General features: G+C 75.9%; 12 protein-coding genes. 7 read left to right on the forward strand and 5 right to left on the reverse strand.

What is annotated here, in order from left to right; translation table 11 throughout:
- Window positions 1–83 precede the first annotated feature (83 nt).
- Window positions 84–1,160, forward strand: coding sequence for a LacI family DNA-binding transcriptional regulator (locus ACFVXK_RS14675; RefSeq protein WP_389611878.1), 1,077 nt, complete (start codon window positions 84–86; stop codon window positions 1,158–1,160).
- A complete protein-coding gene (locus tag ACFVXK_RS14680; protein WP_389611879.1) occupies window positions 1,157–1,957 on the forward strand; it encodes a sugar phosphate isomerase/epimerase family protein in 801 nt (266 codons plus the stop codon). Before ACFVXK_RS14675 ends, ACFVXK_RS14680 begins: the two co-directional genes overlap by 4 nt.
- Here ACFVXK_RS14680 and ACFVXK_RS14685 read toward each other — a convergent pair.
- The 5 genes from ACFVXK_RS14685 to ACFVXK_RS14705 all read right to left on the reverse strand — a co-directional run bounded on the left by ACFVXK_RS14685 (window position 1,945) and on the right by ACFVXK_RS14705 (window position 9,405).
- A complete protein-coding gene (locus ACFVXK_RS14685) occupies window positions 1,945–2,931 on the reverse strand; it encodes a hydroxyacid dehydrogenase (RefSeq protein ID WP_389611905.1) in 987 nt (328 codons plus the stop codon). The two genes, ACFVXK_RS14680 and ACFVXK_RS14685, sit on opposite strands and share 13 nt — an antisense overlap.
- A 392-nt stretch (window positions 2,932–3,323) precedes the next feature.
- Window positions 3,324–6,503, reverse strand: a complete 3,180-nt coding sequence (locus tag ACFVXK_RS14690; RefSeq protein WP_389611880.1) for a BTAD domain-containing putative transcriptional regulator — start codon at window positions 6,501–6,503, stop codon at window positions 3,324–3,326.
- A 97-nt stretch (window positions 6,504–6,600) separates the two neighbouring features.
- The gene (locus tag ACFVXK_RS14695; protein WP_389611881.1) at window positions 6,601–8,073 is read right to left on the reverse strand and encodes a hypothetical protein; all 1,473 of its coding nucleotides are present in this window, start codon (window positions 8,071–8,073) and stop codon (window positions 6,601–6,603) included.
- Window positions 8,074–8,108: 35 nt separating this feature from the next.
- Complete coding sequence (locus ACFVXK_RS14700) at window positions 8,109–8,567, reverse strand: hypothetical protein (RefSeq protein ID WP_389611882.1); 459 nt, start codon at window positions 8,565–8,567, stop codon at window positions 8,109–8,111.
- 49 nt (window positions 8,568–8,616) lie between these two features.
- Window positions 8,617–9,405: a class I SAM-dependent methyltransferase gene (locus ACFVXK_RS14705; protein ID WP_389611883.1), complete on the reverse strand. Its 789-nt coding sequence runs from the start codon at window positions 9,403–9,405 to the stop codon at window positions 8,617–8,619.
- A 581-nt stretch (window positions 9,406–9,986) separates the two neighbouring features.
- Here ACFVXK_RS14705 and ACFVXK_RS14710 point away from each other — a divergent pair.
- The 5 genes from ACFVXK_RS14710 (at window position 9,987) to ACFVXK_RS14730 (ending at window position 14,573) form a co-directional block, all read left to right on the forward strand.
- Window positions 9,987–10,466 (forward strand): tetratricopeptide repeat protein, encoded by a 480-nt coding sequence (locus ACFVXK_RS14710; RefSeq protein ID WP_389611884.1) that lies wholly within the window; start codon window positions 9,987–9,989, stop codon window positions 10,464–10,466.
- A gap of 121 nt (window positions 10,467–10,587) precedes the next feature.
- The gene (locus tag ACFVXK_RS14715) at window positions 10,588–11,223 is read left to right on the forward strand and encodes a DUF6000 family protein (RefSeq protein WP_389611885.1); all 636 of its coding nucleotides are present in this window, start codon (window positions 10,588–10,590) and stop codon (window positions 11,221–11,223) included.
- 83 nt (window positions 11,224–11,306) lie between these two features.
- The gene (locus ACFVXK_RS14720; RefSeq protein ID WP_389611886.1) at window positions 11,307–12,482 is read left to right on the forward strand and encodes a glycosyltransferase; all 1,176 of its coding nucleotides are present in this window, start codon (window positions 11,307–11,309) and stop codon (window positions 12,480–12,482) included.
- A 175-nt stretch (window positions 12,483–12,657) separates the two neighbouring features.
- Entirely contained in the window at window positions 12,658–13,608 is a 951-nt protein-coding gene (locus ACFVXK_RS14725; protein ID WP_389611887.1) for an aldo/keto reductase, read from the forward strand.
- Window positions 13,605–14,573, forward strand: a complete 969-nt coding sequence (locus ACFVXK_RS14730) for a D-2-hydroxyacid dehydrogenase family protein (RefSeq protein WP_389611888.1) — start codon at window positions 13,605–13,607, stop codon at window positions 14,571–14,573. Before ACFVXK_RS14725 ends, ACFVXK_RS14730 begins: the two co-directional genes overlap by 4 nt.
- Window positions 14,574–14,621 lie beyond the last annotated feature (48 nt).

Consider the following 14,621-nt stretch of genomic DNA (forward strand, 5'->3'; position numbering starts at 1 on the left):
TTCTGAATCGGGCATCATGAGGAGCGCGGACAGATCGGACGACGGCCCGCGGCAACCACGGGCCACAGGGGGAGGGGATTGCGATGGCAGTGACGCTTGCGGAGGTCGCGGTACGTGCGGGGGTTTCGCCCGCCACGGTCTCGCGGGTGCTGAACGGCGGCTATCCGGTGGCCGGGGACACCCGGACCCGGGTGGAGCGGGCCGTCGAGGAGCTCGGCTACGTCGCCAACGCCTCCGCCCGAGCCCTCGCGGCCGCCACCTCCGACCTCGTCGGGATCCTCGTGCACGACATCGCCGACGGCTACTTCGGGATCCTCGCCGGCTCCCTGCAGAGCGCCCTCGACCCCGCCGGTGGGGCCGGTCCGCGCCGGCTGGCCGTCGTCTGCAACACCCAGGGCGCCCCCGCCGCCGAGACCGCCTACCTCACCCTGCTGGAAGGCCAGCGTGCGGGAGGCGTCGTCCTCACCGGCGCGGCCACCGAGGACCCGGAGCACACCGACGCCCTCACCCTGCGGGTGGCCCGCATGGCCGCCGCCGGCACCCGAGTGGTCCTCTGCGGACGCCCGCCCGTGCCGGTGCCCTCCGCCCTGCCCGTCGCCACCGTCGAGTTCGACGACCGAGGGGGCGCGTTCCGGCTCGCCGAACACCTCCTGACGCTGGGCCACCGGCGGATCGCCTACATCGCCGGCCCGCCCGGGCGGAGCACCACCCGCGAGCGCCTCGCCGGACACCGGGAGGCCCTCCGGCGCCACGACCCGGCCCTTCCCGAAGCCTGCGTCGACCTCACCGTCCACGCCGGGTTCGAGCGCTCCGCCGGCTATGACGCCACCCGTGAACTCCTGCGGAGGGGAGACCCCTTCACCGCAGTCGCCGCAGCCAACGACACGGCTGCCGCAGGGGTCGCCGCGGCACTGCGCGAAGCGGGCCTGCGCATACCCGAGGACGTCTCGGTCACCGGCTTCGACGACCTGCCGTTCAGCCAGGACACCGCCCCCGCCCTCACCACCGTCCGGGTGCCCCTGCGCGAGGCGGGCGCCCTCGCCGCCCAGCTGGTGACCGGCCGCCGGCCCCTGCCGCCGGGAGGCATCACCACCCTGCCCACCGAACTCATGGTGCGCGGTTCGACCGCGCCGCCACCGCTCACACGGAGGACGCCGTGAAGTACGCCTTCTCCACCCTCGGCCTGCCGGGGACCCCGCTCGCCCGCAGCGCCGCCCTGGCCGCCGGGCACGGCTACCAGGGCCTCGAACTGCGCGCCCACCCGGAGGAGCCACTGCACCCCCAGAGCCCGCCCGGGGACAGGGCCGCCGGGCTGCGGACCCTCAGCCGCGCCGGCGTGCGCGTCCTCGGGGTGGCGGGCTACACCAAGGTGGCGGCCCCCGGCGGTGACGAGCCGGTCCTCGGCGAACTGAGGTCCCTGGTCCGACTCGCCGCCGACCTGGAAGCCCCCTACGTCCGGGTCTTCCCCGGCGCAGCGGGCCCGCCCGGAGCGCAGGCCGACGGAGACGCCGTGCGCCGGCTGCGGGAAGCCGCCCCCTATGCCGAGCGCAACGGCGTCCGGATCCTGCTGGAGACCCACGACTCGCACCGCACGGCGGCGGCCGCCGCCCGTGTGCTCGACGCCGTCGGCCACCCGGCGGCCGGAGCCCTGTGGGACGTCCTGCACACCTGGCTGGGAGGCGAGGGGCCCGCCGAGTCGAGACGCAGACTCGGGCCGCATCTGGGCTACGTCCAGGTCAAGGACGTGGCGTCGGCCGACGACCTGACTCCGGTCGGGCTGGGAGCGGGCGTGCTGCCGCTCGCCGGGGCGGTGGCCGCCGCACCGCCCGACGGATGGCTGTGCTGGGAGTACGAGAGACGCTGGTACCCCGACGCGCCCGAGCTGACCGGCCCCCGGCTCGTCCGGGGCCGCGAACACCTCGAGGAGTTGGTGGCCCATGCCGGTCAGGCCGAGTAGGACAGCCGGCCCGGGTCCACCGGGTAGCGGAAGCCCACTCCCCGCGCGTACCGCTCCAGCTCCTCGACCGCCGCCATCGCCAGCCGCTCCAGCTCCCCGCCCAGCGAACCTGCCACATGGGGGGTGAGCAGGACGTTCGGCAGGTCGTACAGGGGGGATCCGGCGGGCAGCACCTCAGGTTCGGTGTGGTCGAGGACGGCGTACAGCCGCCTGGTGACCAGCTCCCGCGTCAGCGCCGCCGTGTCGACGAGGGAGCCGCGCGCGGTGTTGATCAGCGTGGCACCGTCCGGCATCAGGGCCAGCCGGGAGGCGTCCAGCAGGCCACGGGTGCGGGGCAGCTCGGGGGCGTGCAGGCTCACCACGTCACTGCGGCGGAGCAGTTCGTCCAGGCCGCAGGCCTCGCCGCCCAGGGAGGCGAGTTCGGCGGGGTCGGCGTACGGGTCGTGCACCAGGACCCGCAGGTCGAACGGGCGCAGCAGCTCCAGCACCCGCCGGCCGGTCCGGGAGGCGCCGACGAGTCCGACGGTCCGCTGGTAGTTGCCCGCCTCCGGGTAGCGGTGCAGGGGGTCGACCGGGCCGCGCGCGGTCCGGTAGGCCCGGGCGGCCTCCAGGACGCGCTTGTTGCACCACAGGATCGCGGCCAGCGTGTACTCCGCGACGGGCAGGGCGTTCGCGGCCGCCGCGCTGGAGACCAGCAGGCCGCGCTCCCAGCAGGCCTCGGTCAGATGCCCCTTGACGCTTCCGGCGGCGTGCACGACGGCCCGCAGCCGCGGCATCCGGCGCAGCGCCTCCGCGTCCAGGGCCGGACAGCCCCACCCGGTGAACAGCACCTCGGCGCGGGCGAGCCGTGCGCCGAGCAGGGAGCCGGGCCGTGTGAAGTCGGTGAGCAGCAGCCCGGGGTCCACATCGGCCACCCGGACCAGCTCGGCCAGGGCCGGACCGCGGAGGACGGCCGCCCGGGTGTCCGGACTCATCGCCAGCACCGTGGCGGGCCGGGCGGAGACGGCGGAACCGGTCAATCTGGCCTCTTCTGCACTGGCCCCCGGACGCCCGGGGCGCGGAGGCAGCGGGCCGTGAACGGGAGGGGACGGGGACGATGCTCACAGAGCCCGGCGGGACGGGGGCGGCGACACGGGGGGCCGGGTCCCGCGGTTCACCCGCAGGCCTGAGCGGGCCGTGGGGGCGGGGGAGGCCGTGCCGTCGTCGGCGGGGCCGTGTGGACAGCCGGTCCCCTCGGCCCCCGGCCGTGCGGGGGCGGGAGCCCGGCCCGGGGCCGCGGCCGTGCGGCGGTGGGGGCGCCCGGCCCGGGGGCGTGGCCGGTGCTCGTTCCGGGTGGACTGGGGCCCCGGCGCGGCGGCCGCGGCGTTCAGGGGGCGAGGGTGACGGCCGTCAGTTCCGGCCAGGCGGTGCCCGCCCCCTCCCGGGCCGCCACCGCGAAACGGGTGTCGCCGAGGGCGTGGCGGGCGGCCCGCTCGATCCTGGCCACGTCCGGGTGCGAGCGGTCCGGCAGCCCCCGCACCCCCGCGCTCGCCGCGAGCAGGCGCGCCGCCTGCGCGTACTCGCCCTGGCGCAGGGCCAGGTCCGCGACCCCGACCAGCACCTGCGCGATCAGCGGCGCGTGTCCCGCACCGGCCGCCGCTTCGCAGGCCGCCGCGCGGTGCGCGCGGGCCTCGGCCAGGTCGTCGGCGAGGTAGCCCAGCAGGTCGTGCGTCACCGCGAGGACATTGCCCTGCAAGGCGTCACCGCCCAGCAGCGCCGTCGCCGCGCCCAGCTGACGGCGCGCCTCCACCGCCTCGCCGCGCCACCGGGCGAGTTCCGCCCGCGTGAGCGCCAGTTCGGCCAGCGCGTCCGGCCAGGTGACCCGTTCCGCATGCCGCTGCGCCTCGGCGAGCGCGGCCGCGCAGGCCTCCTCGTCACCCCGCAGCCAGTACAGCTGGGCCTGCCGCGACCGCATCCGGATGACGTCCTCCACGGCCCCGAGCTCGGTGACCACCGTGATCGCCTGCTCCAGGTGCTCGCACGCGCCCGCGAACCCGCCCCGCACCGCGATCCGCTCGGCCAGCTCCGTCCGGGCGAACGAGATCCCGAACCGCTCGCCCAGCGCCCGGAACTCGGCGAGCGCCGTCTCCAGGTACGCGTCCGCGTCCCGCCCCTCGTGGCCCAGCATGATCCGCATCTTGCCCAGGTGTAGCCGCCCCAGCGCCCGCACCCAGGGGTCTTCGCTGTCGAGCAGCGGCTCGAACGCGGGCAGGAAGGCCTCCGGCGCCTCCAGCAGGCGTTCCAGCGCGGTGACGAGTCCCAGCAGCGGGTTCCGGTGCCGCGCGCGCAGGCTGAACCGGTACGCCTCGTGGATCCACTCCGCCGCCTGGTGCTCGTCGCCCCGCCCCGCGCTCACGAACAGCACCACCAGCGCGTACGCCGTGGCCCGTACGTCGTCCGCCACCTCCCCGGGCACGGCGACGGCGGCGGTGAGCAGCTCCCTGCCCTCGGTCCGGTGCCCGCTCAGCCACCAGTACCAGCCGGCGGCGGCCGCGAGCCGCATCGCCGACTGCGCCTCACCCCCCGAGATCGCCCCGCGCATCGCGGAACCGATGTTCTCGTGCTCGCACCCGAGCACGGCCAGCCACTCCAGCTGTTCGGCGCGCCGCAGATGCGGCTCGGCGGTCTCGGCGAGCGCGGTGAAGTGCGCCAGATGCGCCCGCCGCGCCCGCTCGGCCTCCCCGGCCTCGGCGAGCCGCTGGGCGGCGTACTCCTTGATCGTGCCCAGCATGCGGTAGCGCGGGGCGGCTCCGCCCTCGGCGCGCAGCAGGGACTTCTCCGCCAGGGCGGTGAGCAGTTCGAGCACGTCGCCCTCGCCGACACCCCCGCCCGCGTCGCCCAGGTCGTCCGCTCCGTCCGCGCAGACCCGTTCCGCCGCCTCCAGGCTCGCCCCGCCCGAGAACACCGAGAGCCGGCGCAGCACCGTCCGTTCGGCCCCGCTGAGCAGCTCCCAGCTCCAGTCGACCACCGCGCGCAGCGTCTTGTGCCGTGGCAGGGCGGTACGGCTGCCGCTGGTCAGCAGCCGGAACCGGTCGTCCAGCCGGTGGGCGAGCTGGTCGACGGACATCGTGCGCAGCCGGGCCGCGGCCAGTTCGATCGCCAGCGGCATCCCGTCCAGCGCCCGGCACACGCGCACCATCACCGCCAGCGTCCTGGCGTCCGTGCCCGCCGCGAGGTCCCGGCGCACCGCCCCGGCCCGGTCCCGCAGCAGCCGGACCGCCGGCGAGGACTCGATCTCCGCGGGTCCCGCCCCGCCGCGCGGCAGGGCCAGCGGCTCCACGGGCCACAGCGCCTCACCGGTGATGCCCAGCGGCTCCCGGCTCGTCGCCAGGATCCGCAGCCGCCGGCACTCGCCGAGCACCCGGTGGGCGAAGACCGCGGCCGACTCGACGACGTGCTCGCAGTTGTCCAGGATCAGCAGGGCCTCGCGTTCACGGACCGCGGCGATGAGCCGGTCCGTCAGCTCCGCGTTCGGCGCCCCGCCCAGCAGGGCGTCCCGCAGACCCAGCCCGTCGAGCGCCGTCCGCGCGATGTCACCCCCGTCCGCGCCGACCGCGGCGAGCTCCACCAGCCAGACCCCGTCCGGCAGATCGGCGAGCAGGGTGCGCGCCGTCTCCGTCGCCAGCCGGGTCTTTCCGGCACCGCCGGGACCGATGACGGTGGTGAGGCGGTGCTCGGCGACGAGTGCGCGGACGGCGGCGACATCGGCGTCCCGGCCGACGAAGCTGGTCAGTTCGGCACGCAGGTTGGTCCTGCGGTCCGCCGCGTTCCGCCCCAGCTCGCCCCGCAGCAACGCCAGGTGAACGGCGGCCAGTTCGGGCGACGGATCGGCGCCCAGGGTGTCGGCCAGGGCCTCGCGCGCCCGCTGGTAGACCTGCAGCGCCTCGCTGTCCCGGCCGGCCGCGACCAGGGCCCGCATCAGCGCGGCGACCAGCCGCTCCCGCACCGGGTGCGCGGCCACCAGGTCGGTCAGCTCCGTGACCAGCTCCGCACCGCGCCCGAGGGCGACGTCCGCCTCGGCCCGCGCCTCCGCGGCGGTCAGCCGCAGCCCCTCGAACCGTGCGACCGCCGCCTCGAACGCGGCGCTGTCCTGCAGACCGACGTCCTGCAGGGCCGCACCGCGCCACAGCCCGAGGGCCTCACGCAGCAGCCGCGCCCGCCCGGCGGCGTCCTCGCCTCGGGCCTGCCCCGCGACGACCAGCCGTTCGAACCGCACGGCGTCGACGGCCTCGGCCTCCACGGCCAGCCGGTAGCCGTCCGTCAGTCCCTCGACGGCCCCGCCGGGCAGCAGCTTGCGCAGCCGGGACACCAGGCGTTGGAGGGCGTTCGCTGCGTCGGCGGGCGGGTGGGCGCCCCAGATCCAGTCGACGAGCACCGACTTGGGGACCACGCGGCCCGGCCTGAGCGCGAGGGCGGCCAGCAGCCCGCGCAACCGGGCACCCGGCACGTCGACCGGCCGGCCGTCGTCCGCGCGCACCTCCAGTGGACCCAGCATCCCGATCTGCACGCGCCGATTCTGCCACGGGCTCCTACGGCCATCGCCAGGTCAACTCCCCTCCACGGAAGGCCGGCCGGACCCGCGGAAGGCGCGGACGGCACCGGTGTCACAAGCCTGCCAGGGAGAGGATCCGGCACATCTGCGCGACCGGCAGACGGGGATCCGCGGCCGCCGCGGCCGCGACGGATTCCGCGGGGTCGGCCAGCAGCCGCGTCAGCTCCTCCAGCGGCAGCCGGGGATGCCCGACCGTCACCCGGCGCACGAGGTGGTCGGGATCGGCGGCCAGGGCGCGGACGGTCTCCACCGGGAGCGCGGGGTCGCGCGGGGCGAGCTGCCGCATCCGCGGATCGGGGTCGCCGGCCAGCCGCCGCAGGACCTCCGCCGGGAGCGGGAAGTCGTCGGCCGGACGCCACCGGGTCCGTTTCTCCGGGCGGTGGTCGCGGTCGATGCGCTCGGCGGTGGCGGCATCGACCGCGTGGGGTGCGTGCCCGGCCATGGTCGTGCGTACGCCGCTGTCCTCGTCGGCGAGCAGCCGGGCCACGACCGGTGCCGGGAGGCGGTCGGAGGCGGCGGCCGAGGCGCGGAAGCAGACGTAGGGCGAGTCCGCGTGGGGCAACGGGTCGGCCGTCACCCACGGGAGGTACAGCCTCCGTAGTTCCGCGGGCGCCTGTTCGTTCTCGAACAGGCGCAGCAGCGCGGCTTCGTCCAGTTCGTCTTCGGGCTCCGGCCACTGCGTCGCGGCCGCCTCGGCCAGGATCCGCGCGTGGATCACGGCACGCAGCGGCTCCGGGGTGTCCTCGCGGGCGAAGACGGCTACCGCGACCCGCAGGCCGGGGTCCTCGGCGAGGCCTCCGCGCAGCTCCGGGGGCAGGTCCGGATGCCCGGCCAGCTCCCGGCGCACCGCATCGTCCGGGTCCCCGGCCAGCCGGCGGGCCGTGGCGGCGTCGAGGGTGCAGTGCCGCACCGCGCCCTCACATGTGACGGGGTCGGCCAGCAGCGCCGGGAGCAGGTCGGCGGGCGGTACGGGATGGGGGAGGCGGCGGTAGTAGGTGGCGCAGGCGGCAGCCCGCACGGAGTCCTCGGGGTCCGTCAGGAGGGTCCGGCGCACGGGTTCGGGGGCCCGCGTCCACCACTGGGCCAGCGTCGCCCGGACCTTCGGCTCCGGGTCGGCGGCCAGCCGGGCGCGCAGGTCGGCCGGTACCCGGTCGCTCTCCGCCAGGCATTCGCGTACCCGCAGGTCCGGGTCGCCCGCCAGGCGCTCGAAGAACTCCCGTGGTGCCCCGCGCTCCGCGCCGACCACCAGGGCCGCGCGGACGCCGGGATCGGGGTGCCCGGCGAGCTCCGTGCGGACGGGGTGCGGGAGGTCGCGGTTGAGTGCGAGCGCGTGCGTGAGCCGGATGTCGTCCAGGGCCAGGATCTCGGTGATCAGGTCGCCGGTCAGGTCCGGGCGCAGGGCCACGACGGAGCTCTGGCCGTGCGGCAGGAGGCGCCGTACCAGTTCGGTGGGCAGCGCGGGGTTCTTCGCGAGGCCGTCCACCACCGCATCGAGGTGGACCGGCCGGGGCAGGGCGTCCGACATGGCTGTTTCCGTTCCTGAGGGTCGCGCGGCGGGCGTTACGTGGTGCGGGAGCTCCTCAGGAGCCAGGGGGTGGGGTGCGGGGAGGTGACGAGCTCCTTGTAGACCTCGTCCCCGGGCAGCGGGACCACCAGCCACAGGCCGGGAGGGAAGAAGCGGCCCTTGGTGTGGGCGAGGCCTCCGTAGACCGAGCGGAGGAAGGCGGGGACCGCGTCGCGGGGGACGTCGTGGAACTCGACGTGGTCCACCGTGATCTTCGCGTCGTCGTCGGGGTGGAGGCGGACGTCCACCCGGGGCGTGCCGTCGAGTTCCACGAACGCCTCGTGCGGCAGGGTGCCGTCGGGGTCCAGGGCGGTGAAGGGGGCGGCGGCGGTACGGCGCGAGGTGCGGTCGGCGCCGATGTCCTCGGAGACCGTCGCCGTCCGGCCGTACTCCTCGGCGATCTCGCATATCGCGCGGACGGCGGATTCCGTCGTCGGGAGATGGGGGTGCTTCATGCAGTGATCATGGCCCATGGCGGCCCGGCACGGCGGAGCCGGGGCGACGTCACGCGGGGACGGACAGGCGGGCCAGGTGGACGGTGACGTCGGCGACGATCCCGACCGTCGGCGGGAGCACCCGGGCGATCCGCTCGAAGACCGGTTCCTGCTCCCTGACGGGCAGCGTCAGATAGGCCGAGACGGTGGAGAGGTGCCCCACGTAGTCGCGGGCGCTCATGGTCAGGCGGCGTTCCACCGTCGACTGCCGGACGTCGGTGAACCACTCGGACCGCCCGAGCTCCGCTCCCGGCCACAGCGGGTCGTACCCCGCGGGCGACGCGCCGTCCGGGGGCGGGGCTTCGTCGCTCTCCAGGAACGGTGCCCGCGCCGCCCGGACGGCCTCCTCCACGTCCGGGTCGGCCGGCCGGACCGGCCCGCCGAAGCAGGCGAACACCCCGCCCGGCCGCAGCAGGGCGGCCACGCGCGGCCACCGGCCCTCCGGCCGCGTCCAGTGCAGCGCCGCCGCCGCGTACACGGCGTCGTACCGTTCGCCGGGGCCCAGCTCCTCGAAGGCGGCCCGCACGGTGCGGACCGTCGGCGGCAGGTGCCGGCGCAGCTCGGCGAGCATGGCCGGGTCGGGTTCGGTCGCGGTGACGGTGATGCCCCGGGCGGCGAACACACGGGTGGCCTTGCCCGTTCCGGCGCCGATCTCCAGGGCGGTCCGGACCGGCCGGCCGGCGTACGCGACGACCAGGTCGGCCAACGCGTCCGGGTAGCCGGGGCGGAACCGCTCGTACGCCGCCGCCCGCGCCCCGAAGCTCAGCGCCCGATGTGCGTGATCTGCGGGATCGGACATGGCGAACATCCTGGCACGGGAACAGGAGGAGGGGGCCGCTCCGGGCCCGCTCCGGGCGGCCCCCTACGCTCCAGCGATGACGTTGAACCGGACGGCAGCCGCCGGGGTCGGCCTCGCGCGCGTGCCGGCGCACTGCGGGGGCAGCCCGGTGGCCGCCCTGCACCACCTGGGCGACGCGATCGCCGCCGCTCCGCAGGACCCCGAGCCCTACGAGGCACTCGCCGAACTGTGGGAGGAACGCCGCGCCGACCTGGCGGCGATCCTCGACGGAGCCGACACCCTGCGCACGGTGCCGGCGTACTCCTACGTCCGCTTCCTCGAGGGCGACATGGACGGGGCGGTGACCGCCCTGGGCTCCGTCACCGGCGCGCAGCCCGCCATCGCCTGGGCCCGGGCCCCCTGGTTCGGCGACCCCCGCTTCCAGGGGACGGTGGGTGCCGGGGCGCTCGCGGAGGCCCTCATCCGGACGATGGACCACGGTCACGCCCTGGACGGCGACGGTACGCGGGAGGCGCTGCGCCCCTGGCTGCACATCATCGAGGCGGTGTGCGCGCGAGCCGCTGCCGGAGGCGATGGCCCGGATGGCGATCTTCCTGCGGGCGTGCGGTCTCACCGACGCGTCGCTCGCCCTCTGCGACCGGGCGGACGCCGTCGAACCGGTGACGATGACGGAGGTCGTACGCGCGGGTACCTGGCGCAGGCTGGGCGACCCCGGCCGGACCGCGGCGGCGTTCGAGCGCGCGCTGGTCCTGGACCCCGCGAACTGGTCGCTGTACCTCGACCTGGCCGACGTGCGTGCCGAACAGGGTGACTTCGCCGCCGCGGTGCGGCTCGTCGGCCGGGGTCTGGAGCACGAGCCGGCCGAGGTCACGCTGCGCGCGGCCGGGGCGGCGTACCGGGCGCGTCTCACGGGCCGCGCCGAGGACCTCCGCGAACTGATCGCACTGGCACCGGCCGTCCCCGCCGCCGGATACCGCGGGCTCCTGATCGACCACACCTGCGCCGGGCCGGACCTGCCGCCCGCCCTCGTCGCGGAGGCACGCGCCCTGCGCGACGGCTGAGCGCCCTTCCGCGCCGGCGCGCCGCAGGCCGGTCGCCTTGTGCGTCATCGCGTGGCGTCCGGGCCGTGCCGTCGGCGAGACTGCGCGGACGAGACGCCGGCGCGGCGGGGAGGAGCCCTCCATGACGTCCCTGTCCTTCGAGGACATCGGCTACCGCGTCCTGTTCGGGCGCTACGTGATGCGCATCGACTCGGACCACCCGCGCTACGGCGAACTGAACCGCGGCCGCATCGTGCGGCCGGGCCGGTTCTACGCCGGACGTTTCGCCCGGGCCCTGATCGAGGACGCCACCGCCATCACCGACCCCGAGCTGGAAGCGCTCCTGGACCACGGCTGGCGCCAGCGGCTCACGGCCGCCTGGCTGATCGGCGTCGACCGCCGGACCTCCTTCCGCGAGCGGCTGGCCGGGCTGCTGCTGGACAGCGAGACCTGCTACGCCGGCGCCGGCTACTGCTTCGCCCTGGCCCGCTTCGGCACGGACGCGGACGCCGGGATCCTCGCCGCCTACCTCGACCGCTACCTGCCCCGCACCGACCTCGTGTACGACCAGCCGGAGGCCCTCGGCGCCCTCCTGCGCCTCGACGCCCGGCTCGGCGGCGACCGTGCGGCCCGCTTCACCGGGACCGACGGCCTCTGGGAGCGCTGGGTCCGGGCCCGGTCGTACCCGGTGGACCACCCGTACGCCAACCCCGGCGAACTGCGCCGCTGGATGGACCGCGAGTGCGACTTCGTCGACGCGTGGAGCCGGCCCGGGTAGGGGCGGCCCGTCGGCCGGGCCCCGGTCCGCACGCGTACGGCCCCGGAGGGAGGTGTTCCCGTAGGGACAGTAGGGTGGGCCGGGTGAACCTTTCTTCCGCGCTTCCGCGTTCCTTCCGGCTGCTCGTCACGGGTGGGGGCACCGGCGGCCACACCTATCCCGCCCTGACCGCGATCCGTACCCTCCAGGGCCGACTCGCGGCCGCCGGCGGCACGCTCGACGTGCTGTGGATCGGCACCGCCGACGGCCTGGAGGCGCGCGTCGCGCCGGCCGAGGGGATCGCGTTCAAGACCGTCGCCACCGGCAAGATCCGCCGCTCGGCGAACCCGCTGAAGATGCTGTCGGCCGCGAACATGAAGGACATGGCGCGCGTCCCGCTCGGCGTGGCCCAGGCCCGAACGATCGTCTCCGAGTTCGAGCCCGACGTGGTCCTCGCCACCGGCGGCTACGTCGCCGTGCCCGCCGGCCTGGCGGCCCGGCTGTGCAAGCGGCCGCTCGTGTTGCACGAGCAGACCGTGCGCCTCGGCCTCGCCAACCGCAAGCTCGCCGGATCCGCGACCCGCATCGCCGTGTCCTCGGAGTCCTCGCTCCCGCTGCTCCCCGCCGAGGTCCGCGAGCGCGCGGTCGTCACCGGCAACCCGGTCCGCCCCGAGGTGCTGTCCGGGCACCCCGACAAGGCCGTGCACGCGCTGAACCTGGTCGGCTTCGACCGCCGCCTGCCCACCGTCTACGTCACCGGCGGCGCGCAGGGCGCCCAGCAGATCAACGGCGTGGTGCGCGAGGTGCTCCCGTGGCTGCTGAGCCACGCGAACGTGATCCACCAGTGCGGCCCGGCCAACGTCGACGAGCTGCGCTTCGCGGCCGCCGGGCTGGACCCCGTGCTCGCGGGCCGCTACCACGTGACCGGCTTCGTCGGACCGGAGCTGCCCGACGTGCTCGCGCTCGCCGACATCGTGATCTCCCGCTCCGGCGCCGGCACCCTGGCCGAGCTGACCGCGCTGGGCAAGCCGGCCGTGTTCGTCCCGCTGGCCACCTCGGCCGGCAACGAGCAGGCGCACAACGCGCAGTACCTGGCGGACGCGGGCGCCGCCGTCGCCCTGCTCGGGGAGGTCACCGCGCACGGCCTGGCCGAGGCGGTCGGCCCGCTCCTCACCGACGCCGGCCGGCGGGCCCAGATGGCCGAGCGGGCCCGGGCCTACGGTCGGCCGGACGCCGCCGAGCGGCTCGTGGACGTGCTGCTGGCCGCCGCCAACGGCTGATCCGGAACAACAGCGCGGGGAGGGGCGTCGCCGGCACCGGGCCGGCGGCGCCCCTCCGCGCCGTCACACGGTGTTCACGCCCCCAGGGCCACGGACCATGTCCACCGACCGGACGGTATGCCTAGACTGGCCGCTCGTCGATCATGCAACCGATGAGTGTGGAGGACGGTCCCTCATGCGTTATCTCCCCCTGGGCAGTTCAGGTCTCCTGGTCTCCGCGGTAGGCCTCGGCTGCAACAACTTCGGCGGCCGCCTCGACCTCCAGGCCACCCGGGCCGTGGTCGACGCCGCCCTCGACGCCGGGATCACCCTGCTCGACACCGCCGACATCTACGGCGGCCAGGGCGGCTCCGAACGCCACCTCGGCCAGGCCCTCAAGGGCCGCCGCGACCAGGTGGTCCTGGCCACCAAGTTCGGCTACGACGGAGTCGACATGGGCTACGGGCCCGCCGCCGGCGCCCGCGGCGGCCGCGGCTACATCCGGCGCGCCGTCGAGGAGTCCCTGCGCCGCCTGGAGACCGACCACATCGACCTCCTCCAGCTGCACAGCCCCGACCCGGCCACCCCGATCGCCGAGACCCTCGCCGCCCTCGGCGAACTCGTCGCCGAGGGCAAGGTCCGCTACCTCGGCCACTCCAACTTCAGCGGCTGGCAGCTCGCCGAAGCCGCCCACACCGCCCGCGAGACCGGCGCGGTGCCCTTCGTGTCGGCGCAGAACGAGTGGTCGCTGCTGGAGCGGTCGGCCGAGCGCGAACTGGTCCCGGCCGCCCGCCACTACGGCCTGGGCGTCCTGCCGTACTTCCCCCTCGCCAACGGCCTGCTCACCGGCAAGATCCGCCGCGGCGCCCCCGTCCCGGCCGGCTCCCGCCTCGAAGGCCGCGACTCCTACCTCACCGACGAACGCCTCGACACCGTCGAAGCCCTGGCCGCGATCGCCGAGAAGCACGGCCGCACCGTTCTCGAACTCGCCATCGGCTGGCTCTCCGCCCGGCCCGGCTGCGCCTCCGTCATCGCCGGCGCCACCTCCCCCGAGCAGGTACGGGCCAACGCGGCCGTCGCCGACCGCCCCCTGGACGCGGAACTGCTGGCCGAGATCGACGCCGTCGCCCGGGCCCACGCGGGATGACCGCCCCCCTGCGCTGCGCGGTGCTGGACGACTTCCAAGGGGCGGCCACCACGCTCGCGGACTGGTCGCCCGTCACCGCACGGGGCGTCGAGGTGGTCTCCTACCCCGACCACCTCGCCGACGAGGACGAACTCGCCGCCCACCTGGCCGGTTACGACATCCTCGTCACCCTGCGCGAACGCGTCCCGTTCCCCGCGAGCCTGCTGGAGCGGCTGCCCCGCCTCAAGCTGCTCGTGGCCAGCGGCATGCGCAACTCCGTCATCGACCACGCCGCCGCCGCACGCACCGGAGTCACGGTGTGCGGCACCGCCAGCTCCTCCACCCCGCCCGTCGAACTCACCTGGGCCCTGCTCCTGGGCCTCGCGCGCGGGATCGTCACCGAGAACACCGCCCTGCGTACGGGCGGCCCCTGGCAGCAGACGGTGGGCGCCGACCTGCACGGCCGCCGCCTCGGGCTGCTGGGACTGGGCAGGACGGGCAGCCGGGTGGCCCGGATCGGGCTCGCCTTCGGCATGGAGGTGACGGCCTGGAGCCCGCACCTCACCGAGGAACGGGCCGAGGCCGAAGGGGCCGCCCTGGCCCCGTCCAAGGAGGCGCTGCTCGCGGGCAGCGACTTCGTCTCGGTCCACCTCGCCCTCGGCGAGCGCACCCGGGGGCTGATCGGGGCGGCCGAGCTGGCCCTGATGCGGCCGACCGCCTACCTGGTCAACACCTCCCGCTCGGCGATCGTGGACCAGGCGGCCCTCCTCGAGGCGCTGCGCGGCGGGCGGATCGCGGGGGCCGGCCTCGACGTCTTCGACACCGAGCCGCTGCCCGCGGACGACCCGCTGCGCACCGCCCCGAACCTCCTCGCCACCCCGCACCTCGGCTACGTCACCCGGGCCAACTACGCCACGTACTACGGCGAGGCCGTCGAGGACGTCCTCGCCTTCCTCGACGGCGCGCCCGTACGCGTCCTGTCCTGAACCCCGGAGAGCGCGCAGGGCCCTCCCGGAGACCGCCGGGAGGGCCCT

Source organism: Streptomyces sp. NPDC058157, from assembly GCF_042884105.1.
Classification (GTDB): domain Bacteria; phylum Actinomycetota; class Actinomycetes; order Streptomycetales; family Streptomycetaceae; genus Streptomyces.